Raw genomic sequence first — 14,281 nt, 5'->3', positions numbered from 1 at the left:
TTCGTCACCACCGGCCATCCGGTCAAGCACGGGCGACGGATGATCAACTCGGGCGGCCGGATCACGGCGACGATCGAAGGGTGACATCGACTTCGCCGGCTTCGACCGCCACCCCGACCACCCCACCGACCACGACCTCCGGGCGCGCCGCGCCCGTGATCGCGCTCGCCGCCGGGATCGCGATCCTGGTCTCGAGCGAGTTCCTGCCCGCGGGCGTGCTGCCCACGATGGCGCGCGACCTCGGGATCAGCGAGGGCACTGCCGGGCTGGCGGTGGCCGCGACCGCGATCGCCGGGGCGGCCACCGCGCCGACCATCGCCATGGTGTTCCCCCGGATGGACCGGCGTACGTTGCTGGTCGGCCTGCTCGTCGCCGCCGCGGTCGCCAACCTGGCGGTCGCGGTGGCGCCCGGCTTCGTCGTCCTGCTCCTCGGCAGGCTGGTCCTCGGGGCGGCGATCGCCGGCTACTGGTCCTTCGCCTTTGCCGTCGGGACGTACGCATCGCCCGGCCGTGACCACGTCATCTCGACCTCGATCGCGCTGGGTGTCACCGGGGCCACGATCGTCGGCCTGCCGCTGGGCTCGCTGCTCGCCGACGGGCCGGGCTGGCGCTGGGGGTTCGGGGCGGCGACGGTGCTGAGCCTGGTCTCTGCCGCGGCGCTGGCGCGGGCGCTCCCGCCGGTGCCCGCCCACCCGGCGGCCGGGCTCACCATGATGCGTCAGGCCCTCCGCAACCCGCTCCTGGTGGCCGGCGTGGTGGTGCTCGTCGTGGTGGTGCTCGGGAACTTCGTCGCGTACCCGTTCATCCGGATCGCCATCGCCGAGACCTCCCCCGGCGCGGGCATGTGGATGCTGGCGCTGTGGGGCGTCGGCGGGCTCTTCGGCAACCTTGCGGCCGGCCGGTTCTCCCACCGGCTGCGGGCGGTCGTGACCGTGGCGCCGCTCCTCCTCGCCGGCGGGCTGGTGCTGACCGTCCTCGCCGAGAGCACACCGGTGATGGCGCTGGCGATGCTCGTGTGGGGGTTCGGGTTCAACATGGTGCCGGTCGGCACGCAGCTGTGGGTCACCCGCGTCGAGCCCGATCGCACCGAGTCGGCGCTGGCGCTCCAGGTGACCGCGTTCCAGGTGGCGATCACCCTCGGTGCAGCGCTAGGAGGCGCGGTCCTCGACGAGTACGGCGTCGGGCGCGTGCTCCTCATCGGCGCGATCGGTGCGGCCGTCGCCGCGGCGGGCTTCGGTGCGCTCCGCGTCCCGCGCTCCTGAAGGATCCTCGCGCCAGGCCTGCGGCCCGATCCCGTGGGTGGCGGTGAAGGCCCGGCTGAACGCTGCGCCCGACCCGTAGCCCACGGCGTACGCCACCTGCTCGACCGGACGGTCGCTGCCGGCGAGCAGGTGGCGGGCCGCGCGCATCCGTACGTCCCGCAGCGCCTCGCTCGGGCTCTGCCCCAGGCTGCGCCGGAACCGCTCCCCCAGTGCGGACCTCGACAGGTGCACCGACTCCGCCATCGACTCGACGGACCAGGCCCGTCCTGGATCGTCGATCAACGCAGACAGCACCTGGGCCACGGCCGGGTCGAGGACGGGCGCGGGACCGTCGGTCCCGCGCCCGGTGTCCTCCAGCCAGGAGGCGGTCATCGCGGCGCCGAGCAGCGATGCGTAGCCCGAGGCGAACAGCGCCGACGGCCGGCAGGGGCCCGCCAGCGGGCACCGCCGCACGAGCTCGGCCACGCCGCCGTGCCGGCCGACGAAGTCGCGCACGACCAGCGGGTTCGCGAGCGGGTACGCCACCGCGACCGCCCGCAGGTCGGCTCGGGTGAGCACCGCCCCGTCGTGGGTCGCCAGCCGGTGTCTGACCTGTCCCCCGACCAGAGCCGCGTCGCCCGCGCGGAGCAGGTGCGACTGCCCGGCGGCGGTCAGCACGACCGTGCCGTCGTCGACGAGCAACCAGCCGGCGTTGCGTACGTCCTCACCGGCGGAGCCGGCGGCCAGCTCCTCCTGGTAGGCGAACGTCATCTCCCATGCCGTGCGGTCCTGGTTCACACCTGAGGCAGCGCGCGGCCGCCGCCGGGCTATTCCCGAGCCTCAGTCGGCGATGAACTCGAGGATGTCGGCGACGAGGGCGTCCTGGTAGTCGCCGGCGACGCCGTGCGGAGCACCCTCGTAGACCTTCAGGGTGCCGTCGGACACGAGCTTGATCGCCTTGTCGGCGGCGGCAGCGATCGGCACGATCTGGTCGTCGCCACCGTGCGCGATCAGGATCGGCACGTCGAGCGCCTTCAAGTCCTCGGTGAAGTCGGTCTCGGAGAAGACCTTGACGCAGTTGTACGCAGCGACGAGACCGGCCAGCATCCCCTGACGCTGGAAGTCGTCGATGAGGCCCTGCGAGACCTTGGCACCCTCGCGGTTGAAGCCGTAGAACGACACCGCCAGGTCCTTGTAGAACTGCGAACGGTCGGCCAGCACACCGGCACGAATGCCGTCGAAGACCTCGATCGGCGTGCCCTCGGGGTTGGTCTCCGACTGGACCATGACCGGCGGCACCGCGCCGGCGGTGACGACCTTGCGGACGCGACCCTTGCCATGCTGGGCGGCGTAGCGGACGACCTCGCCGCCGCCGGTCGAGTGGCCGATCACGACGAGCTCGGTGAGGTCGAGGTGCTCGACGAGCTCGGCCAGGTCGCGGGCGTAGGTGTCCATGTCGTGCCCGAGGTCGGTGTTGGTCGAACGGCCGTGACCCCGGCGGTCGTGGGAGATGACGCGGTAGCCGGCGTCGGCGAGCAGCTTGGCCACGGCCGCCCAGGCGTCCGAGCTGAGCGGCCAGCCGTGGCTCAGCACGACGGGCTTCCCGGCGCCCCAGTCGGTGTAGTAGATCTCGGTGCCGTCAGAGGTGGTGAAGGTTGGCATGGTGGGAGTCCTCGCAGTCATACGTCGGTCCGCCGCCCCCATCGCCGAAGCTGTCGCGGTCCCGACGCCACGTCAATCCTCGGCGCTCGGTACCCTCCACCGCCCCGCCCCATCTGCCCGATACCCCACGAATCCGGACACCTTCGAGCGCACCCCGACCGCAACGGACGGGCCGCTTGCGGTCGGCCGCAGCCGGACGGCTCGGGTGTCGGGGCCGGCGGTCTCGACATACGCCTCGACCTCGGCCATCGCCGGCCGATCCGGCACCGGCTCGCCGTCGGTGAACTCCATCTCGCCAATCCAGCGATCCGTGGGCGAGGATGTCTTCGTGATCGACGAGCGCCCCATCAACACATGGCTGACCGACATGGACGGTGTCCTGGTGCGCGAGGAGGAGCCGATCCCGGGCGCCGCCGAGTTCCTGAAGAAGCTCACCGAGGCATCGGTGCCGTTCATGGTGCTGACCAACAACTCGATCTACACCCCGCGCGACCTGCGGGTCCGACTGCTCCGCTCCGGCCTGGACGTGCCCGAGAAGTCGATCTGGACCTCGGCCATGGCGACCGCGCAGTTCCTCGCCGACCAACGCCCGGACGGATCGGCCTACGTCGTCGGCGAGGCCGGCCTGACGACCGCGCTGCACGCGGTCGGCTACGTGATGACGGAGAACGACCCCGACTACGTCGTGCTGGGCGAGACCCGCACCTACTCGTTCGAGTCGATCACCCGGGCGATCCGGCTGATCGAGGGCGGCGCCCGGTTCATCGCGACCAACCCGGACCCGAGCGGGCCGAGCCCGCAGGGCACCCTCCCCGCCACCGGCTCCGTGGCCGCGCTGATCAGCGCCGCGACCAACCGGGCGCCCTACTACATCGGCAAGCCCAACCCGCTGATGATGCGCAGCGCCCTCAACCAGCTCGAGGCTCACTCCGAGACCACGGTGATGATCGGCGACCGGATGGACACCGACATCATCAGCGGCCTCGAGGCCGGGATGCGCACGATCCTCGTCGAGACCGGGTCGACCAGGCCCGAGCAGGTCGAGACCTTCCCGTTCCGGCCCACGCGCGTGGTCTCCTCCATCGCCGACGTACTGCCGCTCGTCCAGCAGCAGGAACAGGATCAGTAGGGCAGCGGGCCCTGGCCCGAGACGTACGTCCCGGTCGGGCCGTCCGGGCCGAGCTGCGCCATCCGGACGATGATCTCGGCACCCTCCTCGACGGTCTGGGTGCCGGTGTGGCCGTTGAGGTCGGTGTCGGTGAAACCGGGTTCGACCGCGTTGATCCGGATGCTCGGGTAGGCCTTGGCGAGCTGGATGGTGGCGGCGTTGACGGCGGCCTTGGAGGCCGGGTAGCTCAGGCCCCGGTAGAAGTAGGTGAAGCCCTCGGGGTCGCTGAGCATGCCGAGCGAGGCCAGGCCGCTGGAGACGTTGACGATGACGGGTGCCGGCGACTTCAGCAGCAGCGGGACGAAGGCCCGGGTCACCCGGAGCCCGCCGAACAGGTTGGTCTCGAAGGTGGCGCGTACGTCCTCGACACTCTCGTCGGCGGCGGTCGGGATGGCGTTGCCGGCCAGCCGCGGTTCGACGCCGGCGTTGTTGACGAGTACGTCCAGGCCGCCGTCGGCGGCGATCTGCTCGGCCGCAGTGGTGACGGAGGCGTCGTCGGTGACGTCGATGCGTGCGAACCGGGCGCCGAGCTCGGCGGCCGCGGCCCGGCCACGGGCCTCGTCACGGGCGCCGACGTAGACGGTGTGCCCGGCGGCGATAAGGCGGCGGGCGGTCTCCTTGCCGAGACCCTTGTTGGCCCCGGTGATCAGTGTGGTGGTCATGTCTCCAGGCTGCGTCGGCGACGCGGCCCTAGGAAGCGGTCCGGTTTTCGTAGGACCGGCAGGGCCAGGACATCGGCTCGGCCATGTCGGAGACTGGTGGGGTGGAGTCATCGGAGTTCGGCCGGGTGCTGCGTCGCTGGCGCGACCGCGTGGAGCCGACCTCGGTCGGCCTGCCGGCGGGCGGGCGGCGCCGGGCCACCGGGCTGCGGCGCGAGGAGGTCGCGAGCCTGGCCGGCATCTCGGTCGACTACCTGACCCGGCTCGAGCAGGGGCGGGCGACCTCACCGTCGGCGCAGGTGGTCGAGGCGCTCGCCCGGGCGCTCCGGCTCCCGGACGCCGACCGTGACCTGCTGTTCCGCCTCGCCGGGCATGCCACTCCCGGCCGGGAGGTGGTCTCCTCGCGGGTTCCGCCCAGCGTGCAGCGGCTCCTCGACCGGCTGGCGCACACCCCGGTCGTGGTCTACGACGCGGCATGGAACCTGGTGATCGCCAACGAGGCCTACGACGCGCTCATGGGAGAGACCACGACCTGGGAGAGCCGCGAGCGCAACGCGGTGTGGCGCAACTTCGTCGGCCCCAGCAGCCGGGCGGTCACCACCCAGGCGGAGACCGAGGCGCTGCAGGCGGGCCTGGTCGGCGACCTGAGGCTCACCGCGGCTCGCTACCCCGGTGACCAGCGGCTGCGACGGCTCCTCGACGACCTGCGCGCCGCCAGCCCGCACTTCGCCGACCTGTGGGAGAGCGCCGACCCCTCCCAGCACCATGAACCGGCGCGCCACAAGATCATCGAGCACCCCACGGTCGGCCGGATCGCGCTCGACTGCGACACGCTGACCGTCGCCGTCGAGGGCCTGCGGATCATGGTCTACACCGCCGAGCCCGGCACCGAGGATGCCGAGCGCCTGGCGCTGGTGACGGTCGTCGGCAACCAGGCGCTCTGAGGCGGTTCAGTCCGCCAGCTCGAACTCGGCTCGTCCCTTGCGCCGGCCGCGTTCGGCCGGCAGTGCGGACCGGAACCGGCGCTGGTACTGCGACGGGGAGATGCCGAGCCGCGCGATGAACGTACGCCGCAGCGCCTCGGGGCTGCCGTATCCCGACTGCGCCGCCGTCTCGGTCACGCTGGCACCGACCTCGAGGCGCATCCGGGCGAGGTCGAAGCGCACCGCGGTGACGTACTCGGAGGGTGACTGGCCGAGCTCGTCGCGGAAGCGCCGGGCCAGGTGGCGCGGGCTGGTCGAGACGAGACGGGCGAGGTCGGTCACGGTCCAGGCGCGGGTGGGATCGGCATCGACCAGATCGGTCGCACGGCGGACGATCGACGCCGGTTGCGCCCGGGCCCGCAGCGGGACCGAGTACTGCGACTGACCGCCGGAGCGCTGCAGGTAGACGAGCAGGAGCTGCGCGACCTGGCGCGCGACGTCGGCGCCGTGGTCGTCCTCGACCAGGGCGAGCGCCAGATCGATGCCCGCCGCGACGCCGGCCGAGGTGAGGATCTCGCCGTCACGGACGAAGATCGCGTCGGGCTCGACCCGCACGCTCGGATACAGACGTTGGAGCTCCGGCGCGAACTTCCAGTGCGTCGTCGCGCGCCGGCCGTCGAGCAGGCCGATCTCGGCGAGCACGAAGGCGCCGCTGCAGATCGAGACCACCCGTCGGGCACGCGAAGCGAGCGCGCTCGCCGCCTCGGTCACCGGGCTGCGTACGAACTCGTGGGGTGGCAGCTCGCTCCCCGGCACGATCACGGTGTCGAGATCGCCCACCTCGTGGGCCGCCCCGTGCACGGAGACCCGGCTGCCGAGCGAGGTCACCACGTCCTTCCCGTCCGGCGAGAGCAGCACGATGTCGTAGCCGTCCACGGCCTGGTTGGCCTCGACGAAGACCTCGGCGGGACCGACGTAGTCGAGCATCTTCACCCCGTCGAAGAGCAGGAACGCGATCCGCCGGCGGACGTGGGACGTGGGCACACGACCATCGGCGGGGCCGCGGTCGGACAGGCAGGGCAGGTCAGCGAACTCGGCTGCTGCCGGCTCCAGCACGGACTTGGATATGTCGGTCACTCCTTCAGGTCAAATACCTTGCGCACAAGGAATCTTACCCGCACTTACCTTGCACGCAAGGCTCTACATCAAAAGGCTTGCGCGCAAGGGGTTGTAGGCTGGGGTCATGACAGAGACTCGCCACAGCCTGGAGCTGAGCGAGCAGCTGTGCTTCTCGCTCTACACCGCGCAGCGGCTCGTGACCGCCGCCTACCGACCGATCCTCGATGCCCTCGGCCTGACCTACTCCCAGTACGTAGCGATGCTCGTGCTATGGGAGAGCTCCCCCATCTCGACCGGAGAGCTCGGCGAGCAGCTCGGCCTCGACTACGGCACCGTCACGCCGCTGGTCAAGCGCCTGGAGGCCGCCGGGCTGATCACCCGCGAGAAGCACCCCGACGACCAGCGCAGCGTCCGGCTCCGCCTGACCGACGCCGGCGCCGACCTGCGCAAACGGGCCGAAGGCGTGCCCGACACCATCGCCGAGGTGATGGCCCTCCAGACCGAGGAGTTCACCATCCTCAAGGACTCGCTCGAGCACCTCAGCGACAACGTCGCCCAGCGGCTGTCCTGAGCGGCCGAGGGGGTCCACCCACTCGGCCGCCCAAGCACAGACCACTGGTCACCGACTCAGAGAACAGACAGAGATCCGGCCCCGAACCTCACCTGGCAAACACGTACGACTTGAGCTCAGGCTCCTTCGGCGTGCGGTTGTGCAGCACGAGCTCTTTGGCGATGGAGGTCATCGAGTTCACATACTCGGTGGCGAACTGCAGCGTGTCCACGCCAGGCATGAACAACTGCGTGCACACCGAACGCGCGACCCTTCCCGGGTCCGACGGACCGTCATGATCCAGCGCGTCTATGGCCAGCGCATAGGCCACCGGGTCGTAGGTTCCGACCGCGATATGTTCGGAAGCGGCATCGAGTGGGCAGACGTCCTGGATCGCGACATTGGTGATGCGACCGTCACCGGTGTGCAGCGAGCTGGTGCCGGTGTCGTCGAGCGCGGGACGTACGAACTCGTCGGTGCGACTGTAGATGTTGGTGTACGAGATGCCGGCGAAGGTCTCTTGCCGCGAGTTGGTTGCCCTGGTGAAGTCCGAGTCCGCCGTCTGCTGCCACAGAGACGGCGAGCAGCCAACAGCCGGGGGGCACAGTGCATTGACCACGAACGATCCATGGTTGGTGGCACCGAAGCCGACGTAGTCATCGACCATGGCACGGATGTCCGGCCAGAACCGGAGGGCGAAGCGGGGCACCAGACCGCCTTGGCTGTGCCCCAGGATGTCGACCTTGCGACCGCTCGTCCGATGAACGTAGCGCACGGCGTGCACCACGTACTCGGCCGAGATCTGCGCATCGGTCATCGCACGGTTCGGCATGGCTACCGTGCAATATGGCCGGCCACTCTGCGTCATCGCCCGCAGCCAGTTCCACTCGAAGTTCTCACCCGGCGTCATCGTGGTGCCGTGGACAAAGAGCACGACCCCGCGCCGAGACTGCTCGACATTCCCGGAGCACACCACGCTCTTGGCAAGGGTCGCCTCCGGCACCGTGAGGGCCGGACCTGGCTGGTCGATCGGAGCGAACTCGTGATCGTCGACCGACACGGACTCGCGGTCGGTCGCCACGGCCGGACCGCTCGACATCGCGAGCGCGCTCAGCGTCACGACCAGTGCGGACGCGATCGACACAGCCGACGATCGCCATCTGTTCCTATTCACCAGACTCCTCCTGCTCCGAGGGCGCGGGCACGAAGCCACTCGCCAAAGCGATACAAATGTGACAGCACTCACATGTATGCTCTGTTTACCCCATTTGATTCAGTCATGCAACGTTTTCAGATATGTCTCTTCTAGGAGGTCCCCATCAGCCAGACACCACTGGGACGACAGCTGGCGGGCCCGAAAGGCCGGCCCGATCCGTTGACCGCGTTCAAGATCGCCCGACGCTGGTTCCAGGCCGGCCGGCGCATCGAGATGCAAGACCTGGCCACCGAGGTCGGCGTCAGCCGGGCGACGCTGTTTCGCTGGGTCGGCGGTCGAGACGAGCTGCTGACCGAGGTGATGTGGTCGCTCGCCGAACCGACCTTGCGCGACGCGGTCGCAGCGGCACCGGGCGAGGGCGGCACGAAGCTGGCCGGCGCATTGGAGAGCTTCAGCGAAACGCTGCTCGCGACGGACTACTTCGCCGTGTTCCTGCGTCGCGAGCCAGAACGGGCCTTGCGCGTGCTGACCACTCGCGCGGGCTCTCTCCAGGGCAGAATGACAGCCGCGATGCAGGAACTGCTGAACCAGCACCTGGACCCGGCCAAGCTGCCCATGGAGCCTCCAGACCTCGCCTACCTGCTGGTGCGAGTGGTGGAGACATTTCTCTACACCGACATGATCACCGGCGCGCAGGCGAATCCGGCCAAGGTCGGCCAAGCGGTCGCGGCGTTGCTACGCGACTGACCCGGACGAGTCAGTCGTTCAGGCGCAGATCGCCCTCGGCCCGGGGCGGCAGGTTGGAGAGGGCGGTCTGGACGAGCGCGACGCGTGCCTTGACCGTGACCGCCCGGCGGAGCCGGCCGACGTCACCGACGTGGCGCTCGACGACCTCGCGGATCTGCTCCTCCGGGAAGGACGGACGACCGCCGACCGGGACGTCGACGTCGGGGAGGTCGGTGAGCACCGGGAAGATCTGGGTGCCGATGCTGTCCAGGAGCTTGAAGCGCTGGAAACGGTCGGTCTCGTCCCAGACCTGGTCGATGTCGGCGCCGCCCTTGCGGAACTTCCGGCCGGAGCCCAGGAAGGTCTTCGCCGTCCCGGTCAGGGCCACGGTGAGCTCATGCTCGGTCAATCGCATGAGCCAAGCATGCCCCGAACCGGGACGGAGACCACCCCTGGGCCGATCACCGATCGATAACACCTGCCCCTGGCCGCCAGGGGCTCAGGCGGCGCTGAACTCCGCCGGGTCCGGGCCGGTGCGACCCGCGCTCTCCAGGGCGTCGATCGCGGCCAGGTCGGCCGCGGTGAGGTCGAAGCCGAACACGTCGATGTTCTGCGCGATCCGTGCCGGGGTCACCGACTTGGGGATCACGACCCGGCCCTGCTGGAGGTGCCAGCGCAGGATCACCTGGGCGGCGGTGCGACCGAGGCGGTCGGCGATCGCGGTGATGGCCGGGTTCTGGAGCATCGCGCCCTGGGCGAGCGGGCTCCACGCCTCCGTCACGATCCCGAGCTTGTCGTTCGCGGCAACCGTGGCACGCTGCTGCAGCGCCGGGTGCAGCTCGATCTGGTTGACCGCCGGTACCGTGCCACCGAGCCCGACGATCCGGTCCAGGTGCTCGGGCAGGAAGTTCGAGACGCCGATCGCGCGGGCCCGGCCCGCGGCGTACAGCTCCTCTAGGCCCTGCCAGGCCCCGACGTACAGGTCACGGGCCGGGGCGGGCCAGTGGATCAGGTAGAGGTCGACCCGGTCGAGGCCGAGGAGCTCGAGGCTCTTCTCGTACGCCTCGACCGGCCGCTCGTGGTCGGCGTTCCAGAGCTTCGTGGTGATGAAGAGCTCCTCGCGGGCGATGCCCGACGTCGCGAGGGCGCGGCCGACGCCGGCCTCGTTGCCGTAGACCGCCGCGGTGTCGATGCTGCGGTAGCCGGCCTCGAGCGCGGCCGTCACGGCCGCCTCGGTCTCGTCGTTCGGCACCTGGAAGACGCCGAAGCCGAGCTGCGGCATCTCGACGCCGTTGTTCAGGGTGATGTCGGGGATGGTCATGAGCCTTCTCTTTTCTTGGGGATCGGGGTTCAAGCAGGAACAGGGACGGACGTACGCCGCTCGCCCCCGGGCGCACGGACGGCGACCAGCAGCACGAGGAGACCGAGCGCGGTGACCCCGGCACCCGCCCACAGCGGCGAGGTGTAGCCGAGTCCGGCAGCGAGGGTGACGCCGCCGATCCAGGCGCCGAGCGCGTTGCCGACGTTGAAGGCGGCGATGTTGGCGCCGGAGGCGAGGGTGGGGGCCTGGTCGGCGTATCCCATCACCCGCATCTGCAGGGCCGGCACCGTGCCGAAGCCGACCGCGCCCATCAGGACCAGCGCGACGACGGTCAGCACCTGGCTGGCGGCGACGAGGGCGAAGACGGCGAGGACGACGGTCAGGGCCGCGAGGAGCACACCGAGGGTGCGGACCAGGTCGCGGTCGGCGGCGCGGCCACCGACGATGTTGCCGAAGAACAGGCCGACACCGAAGAGGACGAGCAGCAGCGGGACGGCGCCGGAGGAGAAGCCGCTGACCTCGGTCAGGGTGAAGGCGATGTAGGTGAAGCCACCGAACATGCCTCCGTAGCCGAGCACGGTCAGGGCGATCGAGAACCAGACCTGCGGGCTGGCGAAGGCGGCCAGCTCCGTGCGTACGGCCGGGGCGGCCTCCTCGTTGCGGCCGGTGTGGGCGGGGACCAGGAGCGCGATGCCGATGAAGGCGATGACGCCGATCGCGGTGATCGCCCAGAAGGTCGAGCGCCAGCCGGCAGCCTGGCCGAGCAGGGTGCCGAGCGGCACGCCGAGGACGTTGGCGAGGGTGAGGCCGCCGAACATGAACGCGATCGCGCTGGCCTTGCGCTCCGGGGCGACCAGCTGAGCGGCGACGACGGCACCGATGCCGAAGAAGGCACCGTGGCACAGCGCCGCGATGATCCGGCCGACCATCATGGTGGCGTAGTCGGGCGAGATCGCGGAGATCAGGTTGCCGATGATGAACAGCACCATCAGGCCCAGCAGAGCGAACTTACGGGGCACACGGGTGAGCGCGAGGGTCAGGGCGATCGCGCCGATCGCGACACTGAGGGCGTAGCCGGAGATGAGATAGCCGGCGGTGGTCTCGCTGACCGCGAAGTCGGCGGAGACCTCGGGCAGCAGGCCCATGATGACGAACTCGGTGAGGCCGATGCCGAACCCTCCGATCGCGAGGGCTAGCAGTGCGACGGGCATGGATGCTCCTTGGTCGAGACGGGTTGCGTCTGTCGATAGTCCGCGTGCGCAGTAGTTGCACGCGCTTCGTATTTATAGTTGCACGCGCGCACTATCCGCGCAACTCGGGTATGCTTGGAGGTGTCCACGAAGGAGGACCCATGGGAATCGCAGACGACGCCGTCGAGATCCGTGCTCAGGGCTGGCGCACGCTGGCGGCCGTGCACGGCCTGATCGAGGCCGCGCTGGAGAAGGCGCTGCAGCGCGAGCACGGCCTCTCGGTCGTCGAGTTCACCGTCCTCGACGCGCTCAGCCGCCAGGACGGCTGGCACATGCGCATGCAGCAGCTGGCCCGCGCCGCGGCCCTCTCCTCCTCGGCCACGACCCGCCTGGTCACCCGCCTGGAGAACCGCAACCTCCTCACCCGGATCCTCTGCGCCGACGACCGGCGCGGCATCTACACCGAGCTCACGCCGGCCGGACGGGCCCTGCTGAAGAAGGCTCGGCCGCTGCACGACGAGGTGCTGCGTACGGCACTCGACGAGGCCGCCGAGATCCCCGAGCTCGCGCCGCTCGTGCACGCGCTCGGATCGCTGTCGCCGGCCTGACGAAGCACGGAAGCCGGGGCTCCGCTCGACGCCACCCGGGGCTGCTCCGGGGGATGTCGCCACGGAGGTGAACGAAAATTCGTTCGCCGTCGCAGGGTGAACGAAGTTTCATTCGCGATCTCGGGGTGAACGAACTTTCATTCACCCTCTCCCGGTGAACGAACTTTCATTCACCATCTCGTGGTGAAGGAATTTTCGTTCACCCGCTGTTCTGCCCAGCCAGAAGATCAGCCCCGCCAGAAGATCAGCCCCGCCCGAAGATCAGCCCAGCCAGCCATTGCGCCGGGCGGCGAGAGCGGCCTCGGTCTTGTTGCGCGTGCCGGTCTTGCCGATCGCGGCGGAGAGGTAGTTGCGCACGGTGCTCGGCGAGAGGAAGAGCCTGCCGGCGATGTCGGCGATCCTCGACCCGTCCTCGGAGGCCGCGAGCACGTCGCGCTCGCGTGCGGTCAGCGGGTTCGGCGCGGCACGGAGCGTGGCGGCGGCCAGGTCGGCGTCGAGGACCGTCTCGCCGCGGAGCACCCGGCGGATCGCGTCGGCCAGCTCCTCGACCGGCCCGTCCTTGACCAGGAAGCCGACCGCGCCCGCAGCCATCGCCTCGCGAACGTAGCCGGGCCGGGAGAACGTCGTCAGGATCATCACCCGGCACTCCGGGATACGCGCGGCCAGCTCACGCGCGGCCTCGAGCCCGCTGATCCCGGGCAGCTCGATGTCGAGCAGAGCCACATCGGGGCGCACCTCGAGCGCGGTCGGCACGATCTCGGTGCCGGTGCCGACCTGGGCCACCACCTCGAGATCATCCTCGAGCCCGAGCAGCACGGCGAGCGCGCCGCGCATCATCGCCTGGTCCTCGGCGAGCAGGATGCGGATCACGATGCCGGCACCCTCGCCTCGAGGCGGAAGCCTTCGGCCCCAGCACGTACGTCGAGCCGCCCGTCGACCGCGCGCAGCCGCTGCCGCAGGCCCTCGAGCCCGCCGGCTCTCTCCCCCGGTCCGTTCGAGCCGACCTCACCCACCGGACCGCCCACCCCGTCATCGATCACGGCGAGCCGGAACTCACCGTCGTCCGCGGTGAGCTCGAAGCGGCAGCTGGCCGCCCCGGAGTGACGGAGTACGTTCGTGGTCCCCTCGCGCACGACCCAGGCGAGCGCCTGACCGGCGATGTCGGGGACCTCGAACGGAGCAGGGGTCGCCGACGTACGGATCCCGGCGGCGTCGAGTGCTCGGAGTGCGCCGTCGAGCTCCTCGGCCAGGGAGAGCGTCTTCATCTGGTCGACCGCGACCCGCACGTCGGCCAGGGCGGCACGCCCGACCTCCTCGATGTCGGCCGCGTGCGCAGCCGCGGCCTCCGGGTCACGAGCCGCCAGGCGGCGTACGGCCTCGGCCTTGACGACCATCACGCTCAGGGTGTGGCCGAGCAGGTCATGGAGATCGCGGGACATCCGGGCGCGCTCCTCGGCGACGGCCGCGCGAGCGAGCTCCTCGCGGGTGCGGCGGAGCTGCTCGACGGCCTCGATGAGACGCAGGAACGAGGTCGTGGTGATGCCGCTGAGGAGGGTGCCACCGACACTGAGCAGGTAGGCGTCGCCGACGCCTTCGATCAGCGCGATCGAGACCGCGACCCCGACCGTGGCCGCGGCGATGGCGACCAGCAGGCGCCAGCCGCGCAGAACCGCCGGCGAGACGATGGCCAGCACTCCCCACACGGTCTGCCAGCCCTCACCCTGCATCGCAGCGAGCACGATCAGGACGACGAGGGCGGGCAGCAGGACGGGCACACGCCCGGTGACCACGAGGGCGACCGCGACGGCGGCGATCCCCAGCACCAGAGCGACCTGGCCGACCGCCGGCAGCACCCCGTCGGAGAGGTTCAGCAGCGGAAAGAGCAGCAGGACCGGCAGCCAGATCAGCACCACGCCGTGGCGCTGGAGGTGACACCACAGGCCGGACACGCTCGTCAC

Annotated in this window: 17 protein-coding genes; 6 read left to right on the top strand and 11 right to left on the bottom strand. The window is 70.4% G+C overall.

Annotated elements, in window-relative coordinates; genetic code table 11:
• Window positions 1–80 precede the first annotated feature (80 nt).
• A complete protein-coding gene (locus UG56_RS04560; RefSeq protein WP_084100495.1) occupies window positions 81–1,262 on the top strand; it encodes an MFS transporter in 1,182 nt (393 codons plus the stop codon).
• Here the strand turns inward: UG56_RS04560 and UG56_RS27450 are convergent.
• From UG56_RS27450 to UG56_RS04550, 3 genes are all read right to left on the bottom strand, one after another.
• Entirely contained in the window at window positions 1,149–2,012 is an 864-nt protein-coding gene (locus tag UG56_RS27450) for a helix-turn-helix domain-containing protein (protein ID WP_084100492.1), read from the bottom strand. The genes UG56_RS04560 and UG56_RS27450 overlap by 114 nt on opposite strands.
• 69 nt (window positions 2,013–2,081) lie before the next feature.
• Window positions 2,082–2,903, bottom strand: coding sequence for an alpha/beta fold hydrolase (locus UG56_RS04555; protein ID WP_045551997.1), 822 nt, complete (start codon window positions 2,901–2,903; stop codon window positions 2,082–2,084).
• A 72-nt stretch (window positions 2,904–2,975) separates the two neighbouring features.
• Window positions 2,976–3,194 (bottom strand): hypothetical protein, encoded by a 219-nt coding sequence (locus UG56_RS04550; RefSeq protein WP_143054908.1) that lies wholly within the window; start codon window positions 3,192–3,194, stop codon window positions 2,976–2,978.
• A 76-nt stretch (window positions 3,195–3,270) separates the two neighbouring features.
• Here UG56_RS04550 and UG56_RS04545 point away from each other — a divergent pair, with 76 nt between their 5' ends.
• Window positions 3,271–4,032, top strand: a complete 762-nt coding sequence (locus tag UG56_RS04545) for an HAD-IIA family hydrolase (protein ID WP_045552000.1) — start codon at window positions 3,271–3,273, stop codon at window positions 4,030–4,032.
• Here the strand turns inward: UG56_RS04545 and UG56_RS04540 are convergent.
• Window positions 4,026–4,733 carry an SDR family NAD(P)-dependent oxidoreductase gene (locus UG56_RS04540; protein WP_045551999.1) on the bottom strand — a complete coding sequence of 236 codons (708 nt, stop codon included), beginning with the start codon at window positions 4,731–4,733 and terminating at the stop codon, window positions 4,026–4,028. The genes UG56_RS04545 and UG56_RS04540 overlap by 7 nt on opposite strands.
• A gap of 101 nt (window positions 4,734–4,834) precedes the next feature.
• On the opposite strand from UG56_RS04540, the gene UG56_RS04535 reads away from it, so the two are divergent.
• Entirely contained in the window at window positions 4,835–5,674 is an 840-nt protein-coding gene (locus tag UG56_RS04535; protein ID WP_071326872.1) for a helix-turn-helix transcriptional regulator, read from the top strand.
• A 6-nt stretch (window positions 5,675–5,680) separates the two neighbouring features.
• On the opposite strand, the gene UG56_RS04530 is transcribed toward UG56_RS04535, so the two are convergent.
• Complete coding sequence (locus tag UG56_RS04530; RefSeq protein ID WP_256206431.1) at window positions 5,681–6,790, bottom strand: GlxA family transcriptional regulator; 1,110 nt, start codon at window positions 6,788–6,790, stop codon at window positions 5,681–5,683.
• A 106-nt stretch (window positions 6,791–6,896) separates the two neighbouring features.
• On the opposite strand from UG56_RS04530, the gene UG56_RS04525 reads away from it, so the two are divergent.
• Window positions 6,897–7,343, top strand: coding sequence for a MarR family winged helix-turn-helix transcriptional regulator (locus UG56_RS04525; protein ID WP_045551012.1), 447 nt, complete (start codon window positions 6,897–6,899; stop codon window positions 7,341–7,343).
• A gap of 88 nt (window positions 7,344–7,431) precedes the next feature.
• On the opposite strand, the gene UG56_RS04520 is transcribed toward UG56_RS04525, so the two are convergent.
• Complete coding sequence (locus tag UG56_RS04520) at window positions 7,432–8,466, bottom strand: esterase/lipase family protein (protein WP_218145127.1); 1,035 nt, start codon at window positions 8,464–8,466, stop codon at window positions 7,432–7,434.
• Window positions 8,467–8,697: 231 nt separating this feature from the next.
• Between UG56_RS04520 and UG56_RS04515 the strand changes: the two genes are divergently transcribed.
• Entirely contained in the window at window positions 8,698–9,225 is a 528-nt protein-coding gene (locus UG56_RS04515) for a QsdR family transcriptional regulator (protein WP_256206430.1), read from the top strand.
• A 10-nt stretch (window positions 9,226–9,235) separates the two neighbouring features.
• Here the strand turns inward: UG56_RS04515 and UG56_RS04510 are convergent, their stop codons facing one another.
• From UG56_RS04510 to UG56_RS04500, 3 genes are all read right to left on the bottom strand, one after another.
• Complete coding sequence (locus tag UG56_RS04510; protein WP_045551014.1) at window positions 9,236–9,619, bottom strand: hypothetical protein; 384 nt, start codon at window positions 9,617–9,619, stop codon at window positions 9,236–9,238.
• Between the two features lie 84 nt (window positions 9,620–9,703).
• A complete protein-coding gene (locus tag UG56_RS04505; RefSeq protein WP_045551015.1) occupies window positions 9,704–10,525 on the bottom strand; it encodes an aldo/keto reductase in 822 nt (273 codons plus the stop codon).
• 29 nt (window positions 10,526–10,554) lie between these two features.
• Window positions 10,555–11,736, bottom strand: a complete 1,182-nt coding sequence (locus UG56_RS04500; protein ID WP_045551016.1) for an MFS transporter — start codon at window positions 11,734–11,736, stop codon at window positions 10,555–10,557.
• 140 nt (window positions 11,737–11,876) lie between these two features.
• On the opposite strand from UG56_RS04500, the gene UG56_RS04495 reads away from it, so the two are divergent.
• The gene (locus UG56_RS04495; RefSeq protein WP_045551017.1) at window positions 11,877–12,323 is read left to right on the top strand and encodes a MarR family winged helix-turn-helix transcriptional regulator; all 447 of its coding nucleotides are present in this window, start codon (window positions 11,877–11,879) and stop codon (window positions 12,321–12,323) included.
• Window positions 12,324–12,584: 261 nt separating this feature from the next.
• Here the strand turns inward: UG56_RS04495 and UG56_RS04490 are convergent, their stop codons facing one another.
• Window positions 12,585–13,193 carry a response regulator transcription factor gene (locus tag UG56_RS04490; RefSeq protein WP_045551018.1) on the bottom strand — a complete coding sequence of 203 codons (609 nt, stop codon included), beginning with the start codon at window positions 13,191–13,193 and terminating at the stop codon, window positions 12,585–12,587.
• The gene (locus UG56_RS04485) at window positions 13,190–14,272 is read right to left on the bottom strand and encodes a sensor histidine kinase (protein ID WP_052694051.1); all 1,083 of its coding nucleotides are present in this window, start codon (window positions 14,270–14,272) and stop codon (window positions 13,190–13,192) included. Before UG56_RS04485 ends, UG56_RS04490 begins: the two co-directional genes overlap by 4 nt.
• Window positions 14,273–14,281 lie beyond the last annotated feature (9 nt).

Origin of the sequence: Nocardioides luteus (assembly GCF_000960475.2) — a bacterium.
GTDB classification, from domain to species: Bacteria; Actinomycetota; Actinomycetes; order Propionibacteriales; family Nocardioidaceae; genus Nocardioides; species Nocardioides luteus_A.
This window is presented reverse-complemented; position numbering and strand designations above follow the sequence as displayed.

Bases quoted from the DNA above. Each gene is read 5' to 3' on its own strand.
- UG56_RS04505 (WP_045551015.1), bottom strand. From the start codon at position 10,525: ATGACCATCCCCGACATCACCCTGAACAACGGCGTCGAGATGCCGCAG.
- UG56_RS04500 (WP_045551016.1), bottom strand. From the start codon at position 11,736: ATGCCCGTCGCACTGCTAGCCCTCGCGATCGGAGGGTTCGGCATCGGC.
- UG56_RS04525 (WP_045551012.1), top strand. From the start codon at position 6,897: ATGACAGAGACTCGCCACAGCCTGGAGCTGAGCGAGCAGCTGTGCTTC.
- UG56_RS04510 (WP_045551014.1), bottom strand. From the start codon at position 9,619: ATGCGATTGACCGAGCATGAGCTCACCGTGGCCCTGACCGGGACGGCG.
- UG56_RS04550 (WP_143054908.1), bottom strand. From the start codon at position 3,194: ATGGAGTTCACCGACGGCGAGCCGGTGCCGGATCGGCCGGCGATGGCC.
- UG56_RS04555 (WP_045551997.1), bottom strand. From the start codon at position 2,903: ATGCCAACCTTCACCACCTCTGACGGCACCGAGATCTACTACACCGAC.
- UG56_RS04545 (WP_045552000.1), top strand. From the start codon at position 3,271: ATGGACGGTGTCCTGGTGCGCGAGGAGGAGCCGATCCCGGGCGCCGCC.
- UG56_RS04495 (WP_045551017.1), top strand. From the start codon at position 11,877: ATGGGAATCGCAGACGACGCCGTCGAGATCCGTGCTCAGGGCTGGCGC.
- UG56_RS04540 (WP_045551999.1), bottom strand. From the start codon at position 4,733: ATGACCACCACACTGATCACCGGGGCCAACAAGGGTCTCGGCAAGGAG.
- UG56_RS27450 (WP_084100492.1), bottom strand. From the start codon at position 2,012: ATGACGTTCGCCTACCAGGAGGAGCTGGCCGCCGGCTCCGCCGGTGAG.